Genomic DNA, 17,019 nt, shown 5'->3' on the forward strand with positions numbered 1-17,019 from the left:
CTTAATGGAGCTTTTTTTATAAGGTTAGTTCTTATTTTTTATTGCCAATAATCGTAGACCACAACAGATCATCCAGCTCACTGCCATTGAAATAGACAGTCGCTTTTAAGGATTCAGGCTGATTCTGTTTGACCTCAATCACCTGATCATAACTGTCAGTAATTTTAAGCACGCCCTCTTTCGGCAGATGCTTATAATTATTTAACACCGTTTCGTCCATCTTGAATGATGTAGTCGTATTAAAATCAAAACTATAACGGTAATCCGCCAGATTTGGCTGACCAATAATGCTGCCGCTGCTGGTTAAGGTACGAATACCATTACTGCCACTACCATAGTCATCTACAAGGCTATAGTTATAATTACGTACCAGTAAGTATTCCTTGCTCAGCTCATCATACTCGGCGTCAGATTTACCCACATTCTTGTCTTCCGCTACACGCTGAAATTCCAGACAGTCAATTTTATAGCTTTCCAATGCACCCAAATTGTTTTTGCTTTTGGTATGAACAATCGTACCTGAAATCAGATAATCATCTTTTAGATTAAAATCAACATTGGAACCATAACGTACATTGCTAAAGGTCAAGGTCGTAGTATCACCGTTGACCGTCTGGGTAATGGTTGAATCTTTGCGATAGGTTTTATCCAGAACAATACAGTTATTTTTATCGGTTTTTAATTTAAAAGTTTTCACTGCACCATTGGTATTCACTTCAGAACAGATCAGATTCGGATATTTGATGCTGTTCACACCCAAATTATAAATCTTGATAATACGGCTCGTGCGTCCATAAGGATAATCCGCAAAAACCTCACCAATCATATGACCTAACGCAACGTTATAGTCCGTATCATTACTGGCGCTATTGTTAATTTTGTCGCGGATTTTCTCAATGATATCGCGATCCTCAAAAGGAATAAATTCTTCTGAAAGTTCAGGAGAAATACTCTCCTCTGGAACATTTGGCGGTGTGGTCACTGTAGAATTGTCTGAGCTACCTCCACTGCCACCACATGCGGTAAGCAAGCCTGAAACCAATACCAGCCCAAAGAATGACATCTGCTTTTTCATAAAATTTTATTCCCTAGAATTTCTTTGCATTTTTATTCAATGAGAATGAAATATGGGCGTATTAAAACTGCACAATACAAACCCACTACCTGTCGATGATATTTTTTCTGGACAGTATTTCTTACACTCTGATCGTGCTTTATCTTTTAATAAACTAAGGATTAACTCTGTAATTTTAATTTATATTTAAAACAACAATTATCATAAGAAATGAAGTGCTTATTTGAATCTTGTTCCTTACCAGAGTCACTTTTCAACACACTTAAAGCGCATTTAATTAGATCGATTAACTTTGCAACAAAGCTTATAAAATTTGTAATGGTTAAGTTAAAGATGGATTGAATTTTCTTTTTATGGAGAATCATGTTCAACTTTCATACATGGCGATGAAAGAGAATATTGAAAGATAGGATGACTTTAGAGCATAGAAAATAATCATTTTCATGATATGAGATGCTTAATCACTTATAGAAGATTTAAAGCGTGAATTATTTTAGATTGCTCGATTCACTGGATTTTTTCCGACGCTTATACTCAAACATGTTCTGATCCGCTTGTGCGAGCGCTGCAAATAAACCATGACCAGGATGACGCATCGCCATACCAATCGCTGCGCCAATGTTTGCTGCTGCAAAGGCATTAATTAAACGATCCACTAAACTTTCAGTACTCGTTTCATCATTTTCCACGCTAAGAATCACAAACTCATCGCCACCTAAACGGGCAACAATATCGTTGATCCGTACATTATCTCGTAATACTTGAGCCGCGTTTTGAATCAGCTTATCACCTTCATCATGACCCAAACTATCATTCACCTTTTTTAGGTCATTCAGGTCAATAAATAATACAGCGGCGGGATGACCATATTGCTTGCAACGCTCTTCTTCAGCTCGCAGCAGTTTTTCCCAGGCCCGGCGATTATAGAGCCCGGTCAATTCATCTTTACTGGCTTCTTCCTGCAATAATTCATGCTGTCTTATCTGCTCACTCTGACGCAATTCTGCCTGCAAGATCGAACTGAGCAATTGTCCCAATAACTCGATCAGTTGCATATCTTGCAAAATAGCTTCCGATTTGGTTTCTGGATCAATCGCACAGAGTGTTCCAAACAAACTGCCATCTTCTTTAAGGAGTGGCTGACCAATATAAGATTTTATACAGACCTGCTGATTAATCGGCGCTGTGGCGTATAAAGGAATTTCTTCAGAGCGGGGGGCAATTCTCGGGGCCTTACCTGCGACCATATGAGAACAAAAAGAATCAGCCCACTGAAACACTTGACCGGGTCGTATATCATAACCATGATCTTCACTTTGCAGCACAATCCAGTCTTGGCCTTCTACCCGGGTGATCATCCATAAATTAAAGCCAAAATGCTGATGCAAAAACTTTAACACCGCCTCTCCAGCATCCTGAAAACTTTTGAAATTTATAATTTCCATCCGAGATTGCCTCTGCTGCGAACCTGTAAAAATATGCATGATATAAACTTAAGCTATTAAACTATTTTTCCGGTTTCAATAGAATATACGAGCTCTAAATCCAGCCATAAAACTATATATTTACAACATACCGTTGCTATAAGTTTTCATTTAAAAATTCACAATAAAAAAAGAGGCCTAAGTCTCTTTTCTTCAAGCCAGAAATCTATGCCTCTGTCGGATTCGTCAATTCTGTCATTGGCCAACGTGGGGTTGTGGTCACAGCCAAACCATCTTGCTGTCCGGCTTTCAAACGTTGATAACCCGCGAAGGCAATCATCGCACCATTATCGGTACACAATGCAGGTTCTGCATAGTACACGGTGGCTTTGATTTTCGCCAAATCAGCTTCCAGACGTTCACGTAAACGCTTGTTGGCACTTACACCACCTGCAATGACCAGACGTTTTAAGCCAGTCTGTTTCAATGCCTTCACTGATTTTTTCACTAAAGTATCGACAATAGCTTCTTGGAAGCTCGCAGCGATATCAGCATCATGTCTTTCTTCACCGAGTTTCTTCATTTGAACAGAAACTGCAGTTTTTAAACCACTAAATGAAAACTCTAGGCCTTGATACAGCATTGGACGTGGGAAAGCAAATGCATTCGGATTGCCCTGCTCAGCCAGTCTGGAAATATTCGGGCCACCTGGATATGGCAAACCCATCATCTTCGCAACTTTGTCAAATGCTTCACCCGCCGCATCATCAATCGATTCACCGAGTAATTCATACTGCCCAATACCATAAGCAGCCATGAGCTGTGAATGCCCACCAGACACCAGTAATGCCACAAATGGAAATTTCGGTGGCGTTTTAGAAAGTAATGGTGCCAGCATATGACCTTCCATATGATGCACACCAATCGCCGGTTTATTTAAGGCAAAGGCCAAAGTCCGACCAAACAGTGCGCCCGTCATTAATGCGCCCATCAGGCCCGGACCACGGGTATAAGCCACCGCATCAATTTCTGATTTTTTGATGCCACTTTGTTCAAGCAGTTCATTCAGTAAAGGAATGAGTTTACGCACATGGTCACGCGAAGCCAGTTCTGGTACGACGCCGCCATATTCAGCATGCAGTTTAATCTGGCTGTACAGCACCTGTCCGCGCAAACCTAACTCGCTGTCATACAGCGCAAGTCCTGTTTCATCACACGACGTTTCCAAGCCTAAAACGATCATTAAACTGCCTATAACCTGTATCAAATATATTGCAGCAACTATTATAGACTTGTGATATGAGATGTAAATGAGTAAAATACTGACCTTCACTTGTGATCGAGGGCAATTCGGCCCTGATCTTATCCATAACTTAATGAGGATTCTTCATGCCACAAGTTAAATTGAAAGAAGGCGAACCAGTAGACGTAGCTATCCGTCGTTTCAAACGTTCATGCGAAAAAGCGGGTGTTCTTGCTGACGTTCGTAAACGTGAATTCTACGAAAAACCAACTCAAGAACGTAAACGTAAAAAAGCTGCTGCTGTTAAACGCTACCAAAAGAAATTGGCACGTGAATCAGTACGTACTACTCGCCTTTACTAAGATTAATTTGTGATTGACTGCTTGGAATAAATAATGACTACTTTAAAAAACCAGATTACTGACATATTGAAAGCCACCATGCGTGCCAAAGATATGTCAAAGTTGACGGTCATTCGTAGTCTGCAAGCAGCAATTAAGCAAATCGAAGTCGATGAGCGTAAAGAACTTGACGACGCTCAAGTTCTTGCGGTCATTGAAAAGCAAATTAAACAACGTAAAGAATCGATCAAAGCCTTTGAAGGCGCTGGTCGAGATGATTTAGCTAGTAAGGAACAAGCCGAAGTTGAGGTTCTCTCTCAATTTCTACCAGAAGCTATGACTGAGGAAGAACTTGATTCCCTGATTGCGCAAACAATTGAAGCGCAACAAGCTACTAGCATGAAAGATATGGGTAAGGTGATGAATTCTCTGCGTCCGCTCATAGCCGGGCGCGCCGATCCTGCACAAGTTTCAGCAAAAATTAAAGCAAAACTTGCTTAATTTCACCATTCTATTTCAAATCTAAATCTGCGTTGAACTGCCTCCATTCCGGACAGTTCTCAGCATTTTCTTATTTATTCTTACTGTAAATTACAGTCTACATTATAACGTTTCAGCAACTGCATCTCTTTTGAAGATTTTACCTGCAGTATGACATCCTGCTTGCCTACATTTTGATACTGACGATCCAGATAAGCTCGGTTCTGGTCTGCCGCTTTATATAAGCGATCCACATAACGCTGCACAATCGCACAAAACTGCTGATTCTGTGATGCGCTAAAACCCTGCTGCTGTGGATTTAAACCTTTTAAAAACTGGCGTGATTCTTTTTGATAATCAGCGTTAATCTGCTCAACGCACTGCACGTATTCTGCCGCACTAGCCGCCAATATATTTCCGCCACACCCCAATATCCATAAACCCAATAATATTTTTTTCATAAAATAATTAAAATAGACAACTTAGCTTTGTCCGGATTGTAGCGTGATTTAGTAAACTTCGGCTATATCTACTGAAGCTAAAAATCATTAGAAAAATAGACTTAAATTTTAAACTGTCGCGTTTGCTGCATCTGTTTTAAACGTTGACCAATGGTTGCTGACAGAGATTGATTATTTTTGCTGATGCGTTGAGCATGTATTAAGGATTTAATCGCAGTTTCTTCATAGCCTGACCAGTACTCTACTTCGGCACGATAACGCAAGACGTTGGCGGCTTTTATTGATGAATCAGGTGCTGCATTCGCTGCCAGTTGCATTAATCTCCAGCCACTAACATCACGGGTATTGCTATTTAAAAAGCGCTGTACAATGGATCTGGCTTGATCAGGTTGTTTGGCACGAATCAGGGTTTCGGCATATTTATAATTTAAAGCACGGTTTTCCGGCATGATTCGTGCGGCTGAACTAATGCTTTTTAGCGCATTATCCAGCTGATTTTGCCCCAGATAAATATCAGTCTGAAATAACACCTGCAAAGGATGCATTTTATTGTGCTTTTTGGCTTGATCCAGTGCGGTTTGTGCCGCCTGAAAATCTCCCTGTTGAAGCTGATAAGCCGTTAAAGCGAGCTGACCAGGAAAATCATTACGTTGCACCATTAAGTTGAGCTGTTGTTCAGTAGTCTGACGTGACAGTACCCGTGTATACCATTTAATGATTTCAAAATCCTGATCATTTAAATTACGCTTAACCGCAGGCAGCTGATTGGCGCGCAAACGTGCTTCACTCATACGCTCAGTAGTTAGAGGATGCGTCAGCCAGAAATCAGGCATAAAGCTTAAACGGCTAGTGGAACGATGCATCACTTCAAAGAAATCCGCCATACTGTGCGGACTGTATCCGGCAGCATACATATATTGCATGCCGATCCGGTCCGCCTCACGTTCCTGATTACGGCTATAAGTTAATTGCTGATCCAGTAGAGCTGCCTGAGAACCCATCATCACTGCTGCACCTGCATCACCATCTGCCTGTGAAGCCACTAATGCACCCACCAGAATCCCTGCCAGGGCCAACAGTCCTTGTCCTTTAAAGGTTTCTTGCGAACGACTGTAATGACGTTGTGTGACATGTGCAATTTCATGTGCCATCACCCCTGCCACTTCATCCGTATTTCGAGCAGAATTAATCAAACCCGCATTCAGGGCAAATAACCCACCAGGTACCGCAAAGGCATTAATTTGCGGATCATTGATTACCATTAAACCGATCGGTTGCTGTAATTTGGTCTGACTGAGAATTTGGGAAAATATGGAAAGTAACTGATCTTCAAGCCATGGATTCTGAATCACAGGCATTTGTTTCTGGACTTGACGATAGACCTTTTCACCAATCATTTGTTCTTTTTGCTGGTCGATCAATCCGACGCCCGCACCAATATCCGGTACAGAAAATTGTGCAGCAGGCTGATTAAAATAATCATTATCACTATGTCCTGCTGCTGCACACAGACTTAACCCGCACGCCAATACCAAACGTTTCAATGAAAAATCTCTAAAATTCAGTTTCAACCTGTCTCGAATATAGCATCGAAAAATGAGCATAGATGCAGGAAAATGTTATTTAATATTACTTAGATGAACCAATCACTTGCGGATTCACCACATAGCGTGGCACCCGCCCTTCAAGTGCATCGACCAGATTCTGATAAGCCAGCTCAGCCATTTTTCGACGTGTTGCCACTGTGGCCGAACCGACATGAGGCAAGGTAATAACATTATCCAGCTCAAATAATTCTGATTCTTTTAAAGGTTCTTTCTCATAAACGTCCAGCCCCGCAGCAAAGATTTGGTTGGCTTTTAAGGCTTCGATCAAAGCCTGCTCATCAATCACAGACCCACGGGAGATATTCACCAGCACCGCATGTGGCTGCATTTGTGCCAGTTGTTCTGCTCCAATCAGAGCTCTTGATTCAGAATTTAAATCCACGGTAACCACCACGAAATCTGAGCGCTGCAAAAGTTCATTCAGAGAGCAATACTGTGCATTGAGGCCTTGAGCCAATTCCGGTTTTTCATTGCGATTATGGTACAGAATATTCATATTGAAACCGTAAAATCCACGGCGTGCAACTGCTGCCCCAATATGCCCTAGGCCGATTATCCCCAGCGTTTTTCCGAAAATATCCACACCAAACTGTGCTTCACGTGTTGTACGGTGCCATTGTCCCTGCTTGGTCCAGTGATCCAGATAAGCCACTTTGCGTGCAGCTGCCATTAATAGCGCAAATCCCAGATCTGCCGTGGTTTCAGTCAGGACATGGGGGGGTATTGGTCAGATAGATATTTTTTTCATTCAGATAATCAACTTCATAGTTGTCATACCCGACACTGACACTAGAAATGATTTTAAGTCGGGTTACTGGTGCCAGATTATTGCGATTGAGCAGTCGGCCTGCCCCAATCATGCCATCGGCATCGCGCACATGTTTCAGCAACTGCTCATGCACATTGCCCAGTTTCGGCTGTAAGGTCACTACATTAAAATTTTGTTCGAGTCTTTTTTGGACATCCTGATCGATCTGGCTGAATACAATCACTTTTTGTTTCATATGTCCCTATTCCACATCAATATTAATCTGAGTTCGCTGGCCTGTTTTGCATAAACTGCCATAAGCGTTTTTTATGTATTGGCTGATCCAGCATTTCCTGTAAAGATGCCAGTTGAATCATTTTATTATGTGTCACATGCCGAATAGAGCCAAGGGAAATGATATTTTTTTCCAGGCTCATCATGTCCAGAAAACCTTGAATATAAGATTCAACACCTCGACCATCTTGCAGATTCACCCAAGGAAATGGCCAGTTCAGTTCATAAAATTCACTTTGCAGGGCACGCTGGATGTTGGTCCATAAAAGCTGGGTTTGCCCGGTCATTTCTGTGGCATCGATGACAATCGTGCAATGTTCCAAGCTTAAAGCTTGTAAGTTGAATGGCGGAATATGCAGAATTTCCCGCTGTTCCTGAATTGTTGCAACAACTACTGGCGCTTCACTTTTAGCTTCAGCTTTTGCTTCAACTGTAACGGGCTCAGGCGCGACTAAAGGAGCTTTTTCTACCGGAGTAATCTGAGTCGGTTGTGGCAGGATGATTTCGCTATGCAATTCTGCTGGGGCCTGATCACGCCAGATCGAAACCTGATACTGCTGACATACGTCGCCCTTGGGAATCCAGATATCTATTCCTAATGTTGCCAGTATGTCACGCTGATGCCCAATCATCTTTTCTTCATCACCTATTTCAGGTCGAACATTTTAACGGGATTCGCTTTTCTTTGCCGAACTATTTCCAGTTTTCACTCTCTATCTTGAGTCATTTTAACTCAGAATAGAAATCAATTTATAAGATTACTTTTTTCTACTGCAAGTTTGTTTATAGATCAGTTCTTGAAAGACTGGACTTAAATACATCTTATTAATTTAAAAATACTAGATAATCATCAAACTGTTTTTCTTAAGCATTTGCGAGGTAATTTCATTGGATTCAAAGCCCAAGCGCCAGTATAAAAGCTCCATCACATCCAGTTCATCCTGAGTCATGATCCGGTCGCTCCACAGGCAAACTTCTGCAATACCCAACATGCTCAAACGATCACGTAATAACAATCCTGCAATATCATTTAAAATCTCGGCCAAATCAATCGGCTCATCTGAGATTTCACTATACAGCTCAAGTTCTCGAGGACTAAGAATACGGTTTAAAATCTTTTCCCGAACCTCCAGTTGATTATCGCTATTAATCTGCTGCACATGCAGCAAGGCATCAATCAGACGTACAATCTGTGGTTTGACCTCATCTAAAGACGTCGGCGTATGCATCGGCAGTAAATTCAGCTCATACTTCACCCGCTCTAGCAATAAGGCATCCAGCAAACCAATTTCACCATCTTCCTGAATAATCCTTGCCAGCTTCATTAAAAACTGCCGTGCAACTGTGGTAGGCATTCCACCAATATTTTTACAGGCTTGCTGGAAAATCGAGATATGTACCCGTCCATCCAGATTTAATAATGAATCAATAATCGCACGACTGACCTCTGCCTCGGTCGGAATAAATTCACGATATTGCCGGATCATCAAAATTGCGACCATCACTTCACGTGAACCGGTCGAAGTTTGCAAAGCACGTTCAATCAGCTCCGGACGCGGCATATTGGCACGCAGCTCCGGATTTAATGGCTTGATGGCATCTTTAATGGCGAAGCTAATTGGAGACAAGCGTAACAAAGGCAAAGGTTGTGGGGATTCCCAGACTGCTGTGCTTTCAGGCACGACATCTTCGAGTGAACGAAACAGACTAAACAAAGGCTGGTTTTTTAATTTCTTCAGATTTTCAAGCTGCAGATCCTGAATCAAGGCAGGATTTAATTCATAAATACGCTGATTAATATTCGGATGAATATTCAACCAGTTCTGTGGACTTAGAGAATTGGCAAAACACATATGTGAAATGGATTCGGCATATTCACTGTAAATCTGTGAACCTGAATGATGTACATGAATGCGCAATAAAGTCTGAATATTGGCATCATTCTGAATCAGGCGTCGGGTTTTCTGGTCATTTTTATAGGTACGTCCGCCCAATGAAATATATTTAATAAAACGTGTAATCAAAATACCCAAGCTGCCAATCAACCAGATGACTGCTCCGATTGAGACATAGAAGGTTTCAAACTTGTTTTCGCGAGGTACATCATTTCGATAAAACCCCAACTTCGCAATCTTGCTGCCCCACTGGCTAAAAGTGGTCAGACTGCTATATAGAATTTTCAGGCGGGTATTTTCAGCTGTTTCACCAGATAGAATCTTGTTAAATTCATGACTGAGCAAGCCGTAAAGTTCAATTTCATCAAGAGTTTGTAATGCACCCCAAGTCAGAATAATAGCAGTATCACGTGGACTAAAACCCGCTGTTAATGCATTGACCCCCACTTCATTCGGCAGGACATACATAGCTGGCGGTTCAATCAGGAACGTATCTGCCAGTTGAGTATTGATCCGTAGTGCAGCACTTTCTTCCGGAATACTTTCCATTTGGTTCAGTCGACGCGCGCCCATTTGCTGGGCTAAAGAATAGCCGCCGGCACGAAACGTATAAAATTCATAGATGACCGAAATAATCATCAAGAATAAAACCAGTGCTACCAGATAAGGACTAAGGACATGCCACCATATCGACTGGCCAGGATCAGCATAGAAAACAAACAGGCCAACCACTGTATTGATAATCAGAACTGTTAATAGTATCGCAATCAGACAAAAGCTGGCTAGCAATAGCATATTCTTGTTTTTGACCAAAGCATATCCTACGCTTTTCAATCTACCACCCTAACTGATCTGGTCTTTCCTTGGGCTCATCATAAAACAAAAAAGCGGGAAATTCCCGCTTTTTCATCATGATTTTAATTGCTTAGACTTCGCGTACACCGGTCAGATCAACTGATGCTGCATCAATATTCACATCAATAAAATTGTCGCCTTTTTTGGCGCCATCACTGCGTTTTTGCTCTAATTGATCGAGGTATTCAGCATTGATTCCACCTGCGACATACACACCATCAAATACAGAACAGTCAAATTCACGCAAATGAGGAACCTTTTTGGTACGTACTGCATCTTTCAGGTCTTCCAGATCCTGGAAAATCAGACGGTCAGCACCAATAATTTCACGGATTTCTTCTACACTACGTTCAGAAGCGATCAGTTCAGATTTCGCTGGCATATCAATACCATACACGTTTGGATATTTCACCATAGGTGCCGCAGAAGCGAAGAATACTTTTTTCGCACCCGCATCACGTGCCATCTGAATAATTTCATTACAAGTCGTACCACGAACAATCGAGTCATCAACCAGTAGAACGTTTTTGCCCTGGAACTCGAGCTCAACCGGGTTCAGTTTTTGACGTACTGATTTTTTACGCAGTTGCTGACCTGGCATGATGAAGGTACGGCCGATATAACGGTTTTTCATGAAACCTTCACGGAATTTCACGCCCACTATATTAGCCAGTTCAAGTGCAGAAGTACGTGAAGTATCCGGAATTGGAATCACCACGTCGATGTCGTGCTCATCGCCCCACTCGCGCAGAATTTTTTGTGCCAGCTTCTCACCCATTTTCAGACGGGCTTTATACACAGAGATCCCATCAATGGTTGCATCTGGGCGGGCAAAGTACACATATTCAAAAATACATGGACGATATTCTGGATTCGCTGCACATTGCTGGGTAAAGAAATTACCGTCAGAATCAATGAAAACCGCTTCACCCGGTTCGATATCGCGTTCAACTTTGAAGCCTAGTGCCGTAATCGCTACAGATTCAGAAGCAATGATATATTCCATACCATTTTCTGTTTCGCGCGAACCATAAATTAATGGACGGATACCGTTTGGATCACGGAAGCCTACCAGACCTTGACCAGTAATCATCGCAACAACGGCATACCCACCTTTACAACGCTCATGTACACGCGTTACAGCCTGAAAAATATCTTCAGATGTTGGTACCAGCTTGCCACGTTTTTGTAATTCGTGCGCCAGTACGTTTAGTAGCACTTCTGAATCTGAATCAGTATTCATGTGACGCAGGTCAGTTTTAAACAGGTCGTCATGAATTTCTTCAGCATTGGTTAAGTTACCGTTATGCGCCAGCGTAATCCCATAAGGTGAGTTTACGTAAAATGGTTGCGCTTCGGCACTGCTTGAAGTACCCGCCGTTGGATAACGCACATGACCAATACCATAATTACCCTGTAAAGCACGCATATGACGGGTATGAAATACATCACGGACCATACCGACATCTTTACGCAGGAACAGACGGCCTTCCTGACAAGTCACAATCCCAGCTGCATCTTGTCCACGATGTTGTAACATCGTTAATGCATCAAACAACATTTGGTTAACAGGTGATTTACCAGCTATACCAACTACTCCACACATAGCAACCTCGCAGACAAGCTAGGATTAATAAAAAGGATTATTCGTTGACGCATCTGAACTCTTGGCCTTGGATGCCGGTTCAGATGAGGAATCTGAAGGTTTCTGTGCCCCTTCAGACTTGATATGTTGCAGGGCGCCATTTGCGGCTTCTTTGGAGAGCTCTGTTGCCCAAGGCGCATATGGCAATAAGACCTGTATAAATTTGGACTGCTTCCAGTGCGGCGAACTTTCCACCCAAGGGCCAATCCCCTGCATGGTAATCAGAACAATCAGCAAACCTTTCAGGCTACCGAAAACACCGCCCGCAAGACGATTCAGCGGACCGAGTTTCAGGGTTTTTAAAATGCGGTTGAGCAGAAAGGTGACAATCCAGGTGAGTACCACAATCATCAGAACGATAAAGGCAAAGGCTGCAATCTTCTGTACCACTGGATCTGTACTGAGAGCAACCATTGAGGGCGCAAGTAGTGTTGAATATTTCGCCGCAATAATCAAGGCAAAAATCCATCCCACTAAGTTCGCAAAGGCTTTAATAAATCCTTGGCGCAAACCGTTGAGCCCTCCAATGAGCAAAATAATCAGTAGAAAGATATCAATGGCATTCATAGGATTTAAAGCGCGGCTACACAGTCTTTAACCAGTTCCGGCCCAGTATATATGAGGCCACTATAGACTTGTACAAGGCTTGCACCAGCTTTTTTCTTGGCTAGCGCATCCGCACCTGAAAGAATACCACCCACACCAATCAATGGAATTTGTCCCTTTAATTCCTCTGCAAATGCAGCCAGACATGCCGTGCTTTTCTCAAAGACTGGCGCGCCTGATAAACCGCCCGCTTCTTCTGCATGCTCCAGACCTTCCACACCTTCACGTGACAATGTGGTATTGGTCACGATCAGACCATCAATCTTGTATTGCAATAACTGCTTGGCAATAAAGGCGATATCTTCAGCTTCAAGATCCGGTGCAACTTTTAATACCAGAGGAACGTAATGCTGATGTTCCTGAGCCAGTTCCAGCTGACGATTCTTCAGCGTTTCCAGCAATTCAGTCAGTGCATCGCCACTTTGTAAACTGCGCAGGTTCTTGGTATTTGGAGAAGAAATATTAACGGTGATATAGGAAGCATAATTATAGACTTTTTCTAAACAAATAAGGTAATCATCTACTGCTTTTTCTACCGGAGTATCAGCGTTTTTACCGATATTGATTCCCAGTACACCTTTAAATTTTGCAGCTTTAACGTTTTCAATCAGTTTGTCCACACCATCATTATTAAAACCCATACGGTTAATAATCGCTTTGGCTTTCGGAAGACGGAATAAACGTGGATGAGGATTACCAAGTTGCGGGCGTGGAGTAATGGTACCAATTTCAATAAAACCAAAGCCTTGACTGGCCAAGGCATCAATATAGGCACCATTTTTATCTAACCCTGCTGCAAGACCGACCGGATTAGGAAATTCGATTCCCATACAGGTCACAGGTTTCACAGCAACATTTTGACGCATCATGCCCATTTTATGGGATGATTTTAATAGTGATAGTGTCAGCTCATGTGCACGCTCTGGTGCTAAAGAAAACAACAAAGGGCGGGCTAGAGAATACAACATATCTAGAAAAGTCTACTGCTTTTTAAGTCGGCATATTATAGGCATAGGCTGACAAAAAAACCATGCTTTGCAAATCTTTATTTTTACCAGTTATTGCACAGTCGCTGTTAATTTAATCTGCCCTGCTTCATTATTTAGTTCTATTTTCTCGATACTTAGCCCCATTTGTGCCAACTGTGTCAGGAAGTTGGCCAGCACAGAATAATTTTCGTGAGACAGCATCAACTGAATTTTTCCATCCATTTGCTGTGATGCAACCGACAGCCCTTGTTGCTGGGTAATGCGTTGCACTTTTTCTGCTGCATCTAATTGCAAGTCTCCTGCCGGCTTCATGGTGACCGCATTGCTTTGCATCCAGACCAGCGTATCTTTTAGATCATTTAAACGTTTCTGCTGGGTATCTGCTGCCTGATGCATCGCCCATAATGCACTTGCAACAGCGGTCACCAACACAAAGATCGTTGTAAAGATCACCAGAATGCGTTCACGTGCTGACAAACGATCCAGATAATCGGTCAGTTTTTCAATTTGCAGATCCATACGGTTCTGTAAGGTTTCAATGGCTTTCATTATTGTATTTTCACCAGTCCTACGACGCCTTTTCCATTCGCCTGTATATTCCCCAATTCTACTTTAAAACCCTGCTGCCCCAGTTGCTTGGTTAAAGTATTTAAACTTTCAGATGAATTGGACTGTAATTGTAGACTCAATCCTGACGGGTCATAATTGACGCGCTGTGCCACAATCTGGTTTTGCATTAGTACCGGCCCGACTCGGCTAATGAGCTGCAAAGCCTGAGTATCCGCAGTCTGACTTTGACGAAGCTGGGCTTCGAACTGGCTTTTAATATTCTGCTCAGTGACCGGATAATTTTGTCCGAACCAGTATTTAAACTGGTCAATCGCCTGCATCGCAGTGGTATTGGCGACTTTTTTATATTGGTACCAGCGCACCGCATCGTAAGTAAATTGCAATACTAGAATCCCAAGAAAAACCGCCGCACAGGCTTTCCAGTAACCGGAAACAGTATTATCCGATTTACCCTTTGGCAGGATATTAAATGGATGCTGTTTCGGTTTTTTTAGCATTGGCAACGTATATTGGAACGAGTTTAATTGTTCACGTGTTGCTACCGCTTCTAAACTGCTCATTTGTTCAGGGCTGAGATTGCTGACCTGATATTCCAGATCTTTAGACTGAAAATCCAGATAAAGGCTCAGATCATCCACTGACTGGCCAATATATTCAGCTTCACGTACCAGCAGATGCCCACCAATTTGTGCAATAACGCGCTGCTGCGCATGTTCAGGTACTGGTAAGACCAGAAAGTCTGGCAATAATGCAGTGACTTTAATAGGAATCAGATTCAGGGCATGCTGCAAAGTTTCAACTGTAGAATTTGCAATCCCCATAATACCGATCTGGTCAGGCTGCTGAAAATGATGCAGCACTTTCATCGTATCGACAGGCAGTACCACATATTCTTCTAACAGATATTTGATGCCATCATTGCCCATTTTCTTGTATTGGCTCTTAGGCAAGGTCTGCTGCAAAATCTGCACATGACGACTTGGAAAAAAGACCGTCGCCTCTTCACCATGATAGGCCTGAATATCCTGAATCAGCTGCTCGAGTGTCGCAACAGTGTTCCAGAACTCCCCCTTTGACCATTGCCAAACCCCATTGGCTTCCGGCATCCATAAATACAACATCGATTGTGTTCTACCGTTTTAATTGGTTTTTATACTGTTGGAATAAAGCTTTTAACTTGTGTTGATAAGCCTGGTGCAATCACGGCCTGATCATAAATACGTGCTTCTGACAAATGAAATGGGTGGAAAGACTCAGTCACGAGAATGGAGGCAATATGCGCCACTACATTCATATGACAAACCACCGCAATGGACTCATACGGCAACTGCGATAACCATTCAACTGCAACTTTGGCATCATCATCAGGCTTGATGGTATTACAGATCACCACGGGTACATCTTTAAAATAGTGCTGTAAATGCGCCAGAGTTTCCTGCGCACGCAATAAAGGACTGACCACAAACACCTCCGGTTTAATGATGTCCCTTAAATACTGCGCTGTCTGTTCCGCCTGTTGATGCCCGCGCTCCGTTAGGGGACGCTTGGTATCATTCCCATTCACTGGTGGCGCGGCTTCGCCATGTCGCACTAAAGTCAGTTGCATCTTATTTCCCTATTTATTTGGTCGTTACGATCATCAGTCAGCATCATAATCATCGTGCTTCTTGTGTTATAGATCAGACTTGATGATGTGGCAAGACAAATTCGACATCACTGCGATGACCATTTTTCATCAAGGATAAAGCGATCGTCAGCGGCGGCGCTCCTTCAAAGATCACTTCATACAAAGCAGTTGTAATCGGCATATAAACATCCAGCTCTTCTGAACGCGCTTTTACCTGCACAATGGTGTTGATCCCTTCCGCAGTTTGACCCAGTTCAGTCGTCGCCTGCTCTAAGGTTTTACCCTTACCTAATGCATAACCAACCTGATAGTTACGACTCAGCGGACTGTTACAAGTGGCAAATAGATCACCTACACCAGAAAGCCCCAAGAAAGTTAGCGGATTTGCACCCAGCTTGACTGCAAATCGGCTCATTTCAGCTAGCGCACGAGTTAGAATCATACTTTTGGTATTTTCACCGACATTATAGGCAGCCGCCATTCCCATCGCGACCGCATAAATATTTTTCAATGCGCCACCCAGTTCTACGCCATGCACATCATCACTGGCAAAGACACGGAATAATGCACTATGGAGTGCCTGTTGCACTGCATAACGTACCAGTTCAGATTCACTGGCAATCACCGTACCTGCCGGCTGACCTGCGACAATTTCTTTGGCCAGGTTTGGACCAGACAGCACACCATAAGGCACTTCCGGTAGTTCTTCACGAATGATGTCACTCATAAAGCTGAAGGTATTGGCCTCAATCCCTTTTGTCAGGGAAATCACGGCTTGAGATGTGATAAAAGGCTTGATCTGCTGCAACACATCACGAAAAGAATGGCTTGGAATTGCGACTAGAATAATATCGCGATCACGAACAGCCTTCTCCAGAACGGACACAGCAAGCAGATTTTCTTCCAGCTTAAAATCCGGTAGATAGCGTTTATTGATATGTGTTGCATTAATATCTTCAGCTACTTCCGGATCACGAATCCAGATCATGGTATCACAGCCATTTCGAACCGCGGTATTGGCCATTGCAGTACCAAAACTACCACCGCCTAAAACTGTAATTCTTAAAGCCGTATTCTGGTTGACCACTACCGGTTCAATCAAATCGGTAAAATTTAATTCTGACATCTTGTTTTCTAATATCCTGTGTCTTGAAATGCC

At 42.7% G+C, this 17,019-nt stretch carries 16 protein-coding genes and 1 pseudogene; 2 read left to right on the forward strand and 15 right to left on the reverse strand.

Annotation, left to right across the window (positions count from 1 at the left end):
• Window positions 1–31 precede the first annotated feature (31 nt).
• The 3 genes from RJ01_RS02765 to tsaD form a co-directional block, all read right to left on the reverse strand.
• Window positions 32–1,075 carry a hypothetical protein gene (locus RJ01_RS02765; RefSeq protein ID WP_034169981.1) on the reverse strand — a complete coding sequence of 348 codons (1,044 nt, stop codon included), beginning with the start codon at window positions 1,073–1,075 and terminating at the stop codon, window positions 32–34.
• A gap of 488 nt (window positions 1,076–1,563) precedes the next feature.
• Entirely contained in the window at window positions 1,564–2,520 is a 957-nt protein-coding gene (locus tag RJ01_RS02775; RefSeq protein ID WP_034169983.1) for a sensor domain-containing diguanylate cyclase, read from the reverse strand.
• A gap of 205 nt (window positions 2,521–2,725) precedes the next feature.
• Window positions 2,726–3,742: a tRNA (adenosine(37)-N6)-threonylcarbamoyltransferase complex transferase subunit TsaD gene (gene tsaD / locus RJ01_RS02780; protein WP_005235100.1), complete on the reverse strand. Its 1,017-nt coding sequence runs from the start codon at window positions 3,740–3,742 to the stop codon at window positions 2,726–2,728.
• A gap of 146 nt (window positions 3,743–3,888) precedes the next feature.
• Between tsaD and rpsU the strand changes: the two genes are divergently transcribed.
• Window positions 3,889–4,104, forward strand: a complete 216-nt coding sequence (gene rpsU / locus RJ01_RS02785; RefSeq protein WP_001136722.1) for a 30S ribosomal protein S21 — start codon at window positions 3,889–3,891, stop codon at window positions 4,102–4,104.
• Window positions 4,105–4,137: 33 nt separating this feature from the next.
• A complete protein-coding gene (locus tag RJ01_RS02790; protein ID WP_034169984.1) occupies window positions 4,138–4,584 on the forward strand; it encodes a GatB/YqeY domain-containing protein in 447 nt (148 codons plus the stop codon).
• 80 nt (window positions 4,585–4,664) lie between these two features.
• Here RJ01_RS02790 and RJ01_RS02795 read toward each other — a convergent pair whose 3' ends face one another.
• The 12 genes and pseudogenes from RJ01_RS02795 to RJ01_RS02850 all read right to left on the reverse strand — a co-directional run bounded on the left by RJ01_RS02795 (window position 4,665) and on the right by RJ01_RS02850 (window position 16,986).
• Window positions 4,665–5,024, reverse strand: a complete 360-nt coding sequence (locus RJ01_RS02795; protein ID WP_034169985.1) for a hypothetical protein — start codon at window positions 5,022–5,024, stop codon at window positions 4,665–4,667.
• A gap of 101 nt (window positions 5,025–5,125) precedes the next feature.
• Window positions 5,126–6,568: a M48 family metalloprotease gene (locus RJ01_RS02800; RefSeq protein ID WP_034169986.1), complete on the reverse strand. Its 1,443-nt coding sequence runs from the start codon at window positions 6,566–6,568 to the stop codon at window positions 5,126–5,128.
• Between the two features lie 85 nt (window positions 6,569–6,653).
• Window positions 6,654–7,635, reverse strand: a pseudogene (locus RJ01_RS02805) (2-hydroxyacid dehydrogenase).
• A 22-nt stretch (window positions 7,636–7,657) separates the two neighbouring features.
• Window positions 7,658–8,305, reverse strand: coding sequence for a hypothetical protein (locus RJ01_RS02810; RefSeq protein WP_034169987.1), 648 nt, complete (start codon window positions 8,303–8,305; stop codon window positions 7,658–7,660).
• 207 nt (window positions 8,306–8,512) lie between these two features.
• Window positions 8,513–10,402 (reverse strand): M48 family metalloprotease, encoded by a 1,890-nt coding sequence (locus tag RJ01_RS02815; RefSeq protein WP_034169988.1) that lies wholly within the window; start codon window positions 10,400–10,402, stop codon window positions 8,513–8,515.
• Between the two features lie 91 nt (window positions 10,403–10,493).
• The gene (gene purF, locus RJ01_RS02820) at window positions 10,494–12,029 is read right to left on the reverse strand and encodes an amidophosphoribosyltransferase (RefSeq protein ID WP_034169989.1); all 1,536 of its coding nucleotides are present in this window, start codon (window positions 12,027–12,029) and stop codon (window positions 10,494–10,496) included.
• A 24-nt stretch (window positions 12,030–12,053) separates the two neighbouring features.
• Window positions 12,054–12,635, reverse strand: a complete 582-nt coding sequence (locus RJ01_RS02825) for a CvpA family protein (protein WP_005235088.1) — start codon at window positions 12,633–12,635, stop codon at window positions 12,054–12,056.
• Between the two features lie 5 nt (window positions 12,636–12,640).
• Entirely contained in the window at window positions 12,641–13,642 is a 1,002-nt protein-coding gene (locus tag RJ01_RS02830) for a quinone-dependent dihydroorotate dehydrogenase (protein ID WP_034169990.1), read from the reverse strand.
• Between the two features lie 90 nt (window positions 13,643–13,732).
• Complete coding sequence (gspM, locus tag RJ01_RS02835) at window positions 13,733–14,212, reverse strand: type II secretion system protein GspM (RefSeq protein ID WP_034169991.1); 480 nt, start codon at window positions 14,210–14,212, stop codon at window positions 13,733–13,735.
• Window positions 14,212–15,354, reverse strand: coding sequence for a type II secretion system protein GspL (gene gspL, locus RJ01_RS02840; protein WP_034169992.1), 1,143 nt, complete (start codon window positions 15,352–15,354; stop codon window positions 14,212–14,214). Before gspL ends, gspM begins: the two co-directional genes overlap by 1 nt.
• Window positions 15,355–15,383: 29 nt before the next feature.
• Entirely contained in the window at window positions 15,384–15,839 is a 456-nt protein-coding gene (locus RJ01_RS02845; protein WP_005235080.1) for a histidine phosphatase family protein, read from the reverse strand.
• A 73-nt stretch (window positions 15,840–15,912) separates the two neighbouring features.
• On the reverse strand, window positions 15,913–16,986 hold the full coding sequence (locus RJ01_RS02850; RefSeq protein WP_034169993.1) for an NAD(P)H-dependent glycerol-3-phosphate dehydrogenase: 1,074 nt from the start codon (window positions 16,984–16,986) through the stop codon (window positions 15,913–15,915).
• Window positions 16,987–17,019: the final 33 nt, after the last annotated feature.

This window comes from Acinetobacter sp. YZS-X1-1 (assembly GCF_000804305.1).
In the GTDB taxonomy this organism is placed as follows: domain Bacteria; phylum Pseudomonadota; class Gammaproteobacteria; order Pseudomonadales; family Moraxellaceae; genus Acinetobacter; species Acinetobacter variabilis.

Coding starts and splice junctions, on each gene's coding strand:
- gspL (WP_034169992.1), bottom strand. CDS start 15,354: ATGTTGTATTTATGGATGCCGGAAGCCAATGGGGTTTGGCAATGGTCA.
- RJ01_RS02850 (WP_034169993.1), bottom strand. CDS start 16,986: ATGTCAGAATTAAATTTTACCGATTTGATTGAACCGGTAGTGGTCAAC.
- RJ01_RS02765 (WP_034169981.1), bottom strand. CDS start 1,075: ATGAAAAAGCAGATGTCATTCTTTGGGCTGGTATTGGTTTCAGGCTTG.
- RJ01_RS02825 (WP_005235088.1), bottom strand. CDS start 12,635: ATGAATGCCATTGATATCTTTCTACTGATTATTTTGCTCATTGGAGGG.
- RJ01_RS02790 (WP_034169984.1), top strand. CDS start 4,138: ATGACTACTTTAAAAAACCAGATTACTGACATATTGAAAGCCACCATG.
- tsaD (WP_005235100.1), bottom strand. CDS start 3,742: ATGATCGTTTTAGGCTTGGAAACGTCGTGTGATGAAACAGGACTTGCG.
- rpsU (WP_001136722.1), top strand. CDS start 3,889: ATGCCACAAGTTAAATTGAAAGAAGGCGAACCAGTAGACGTAGCTATC.
- purF (WP_034169989.1), bottom strand. CDS start 12,029: ATGTGTGGAGTAGTTGGTATAGCTGGTAAATCACCTGTTAACCAAATG.
- gspM (WP_034169991.1), bottom strand. CDS start 14,212: ATGAAAGCCATTGAAACCTTACAGAACCGTATGGATCTGCAAATTGAA.
- RJ01_RS02795 (WP_034169985.1), bottom strand. CDS start 5,024: ATGAAAAAAATATTATTGGGTTTATGGATATTGGGGTGTGGCGGAAAT.
- RJ01_RS02830 (WP_034169990.1), bottom strand. CDS start 13,642: ATGTTGTATTCTCTAGCCCGCCCTTTGTTGTTTTCTTTAGCACCAGAG.
- RJ01_RS02810 (WP_034169987.1), bottom strand. CDS start 8,305: ATGATTGGGCATCAGCGTGACATACTGGCAACATTAGGAATAGATATC.
- RJ01_RS02845 (WP_005235080.1), bottom strand. CDS start 15,839: ATGCAACTGACTTTAGTGCGACATGGCGAAGCCGCGCCACCAGTGAAT.
- RJ01_RS02775 (WP_034169983.1), bottom strand. CDS start 2,520: ATGGAAATTATAAATTTCAAAAGTTTTCAGGATGCTGGAGAGGCGGTG.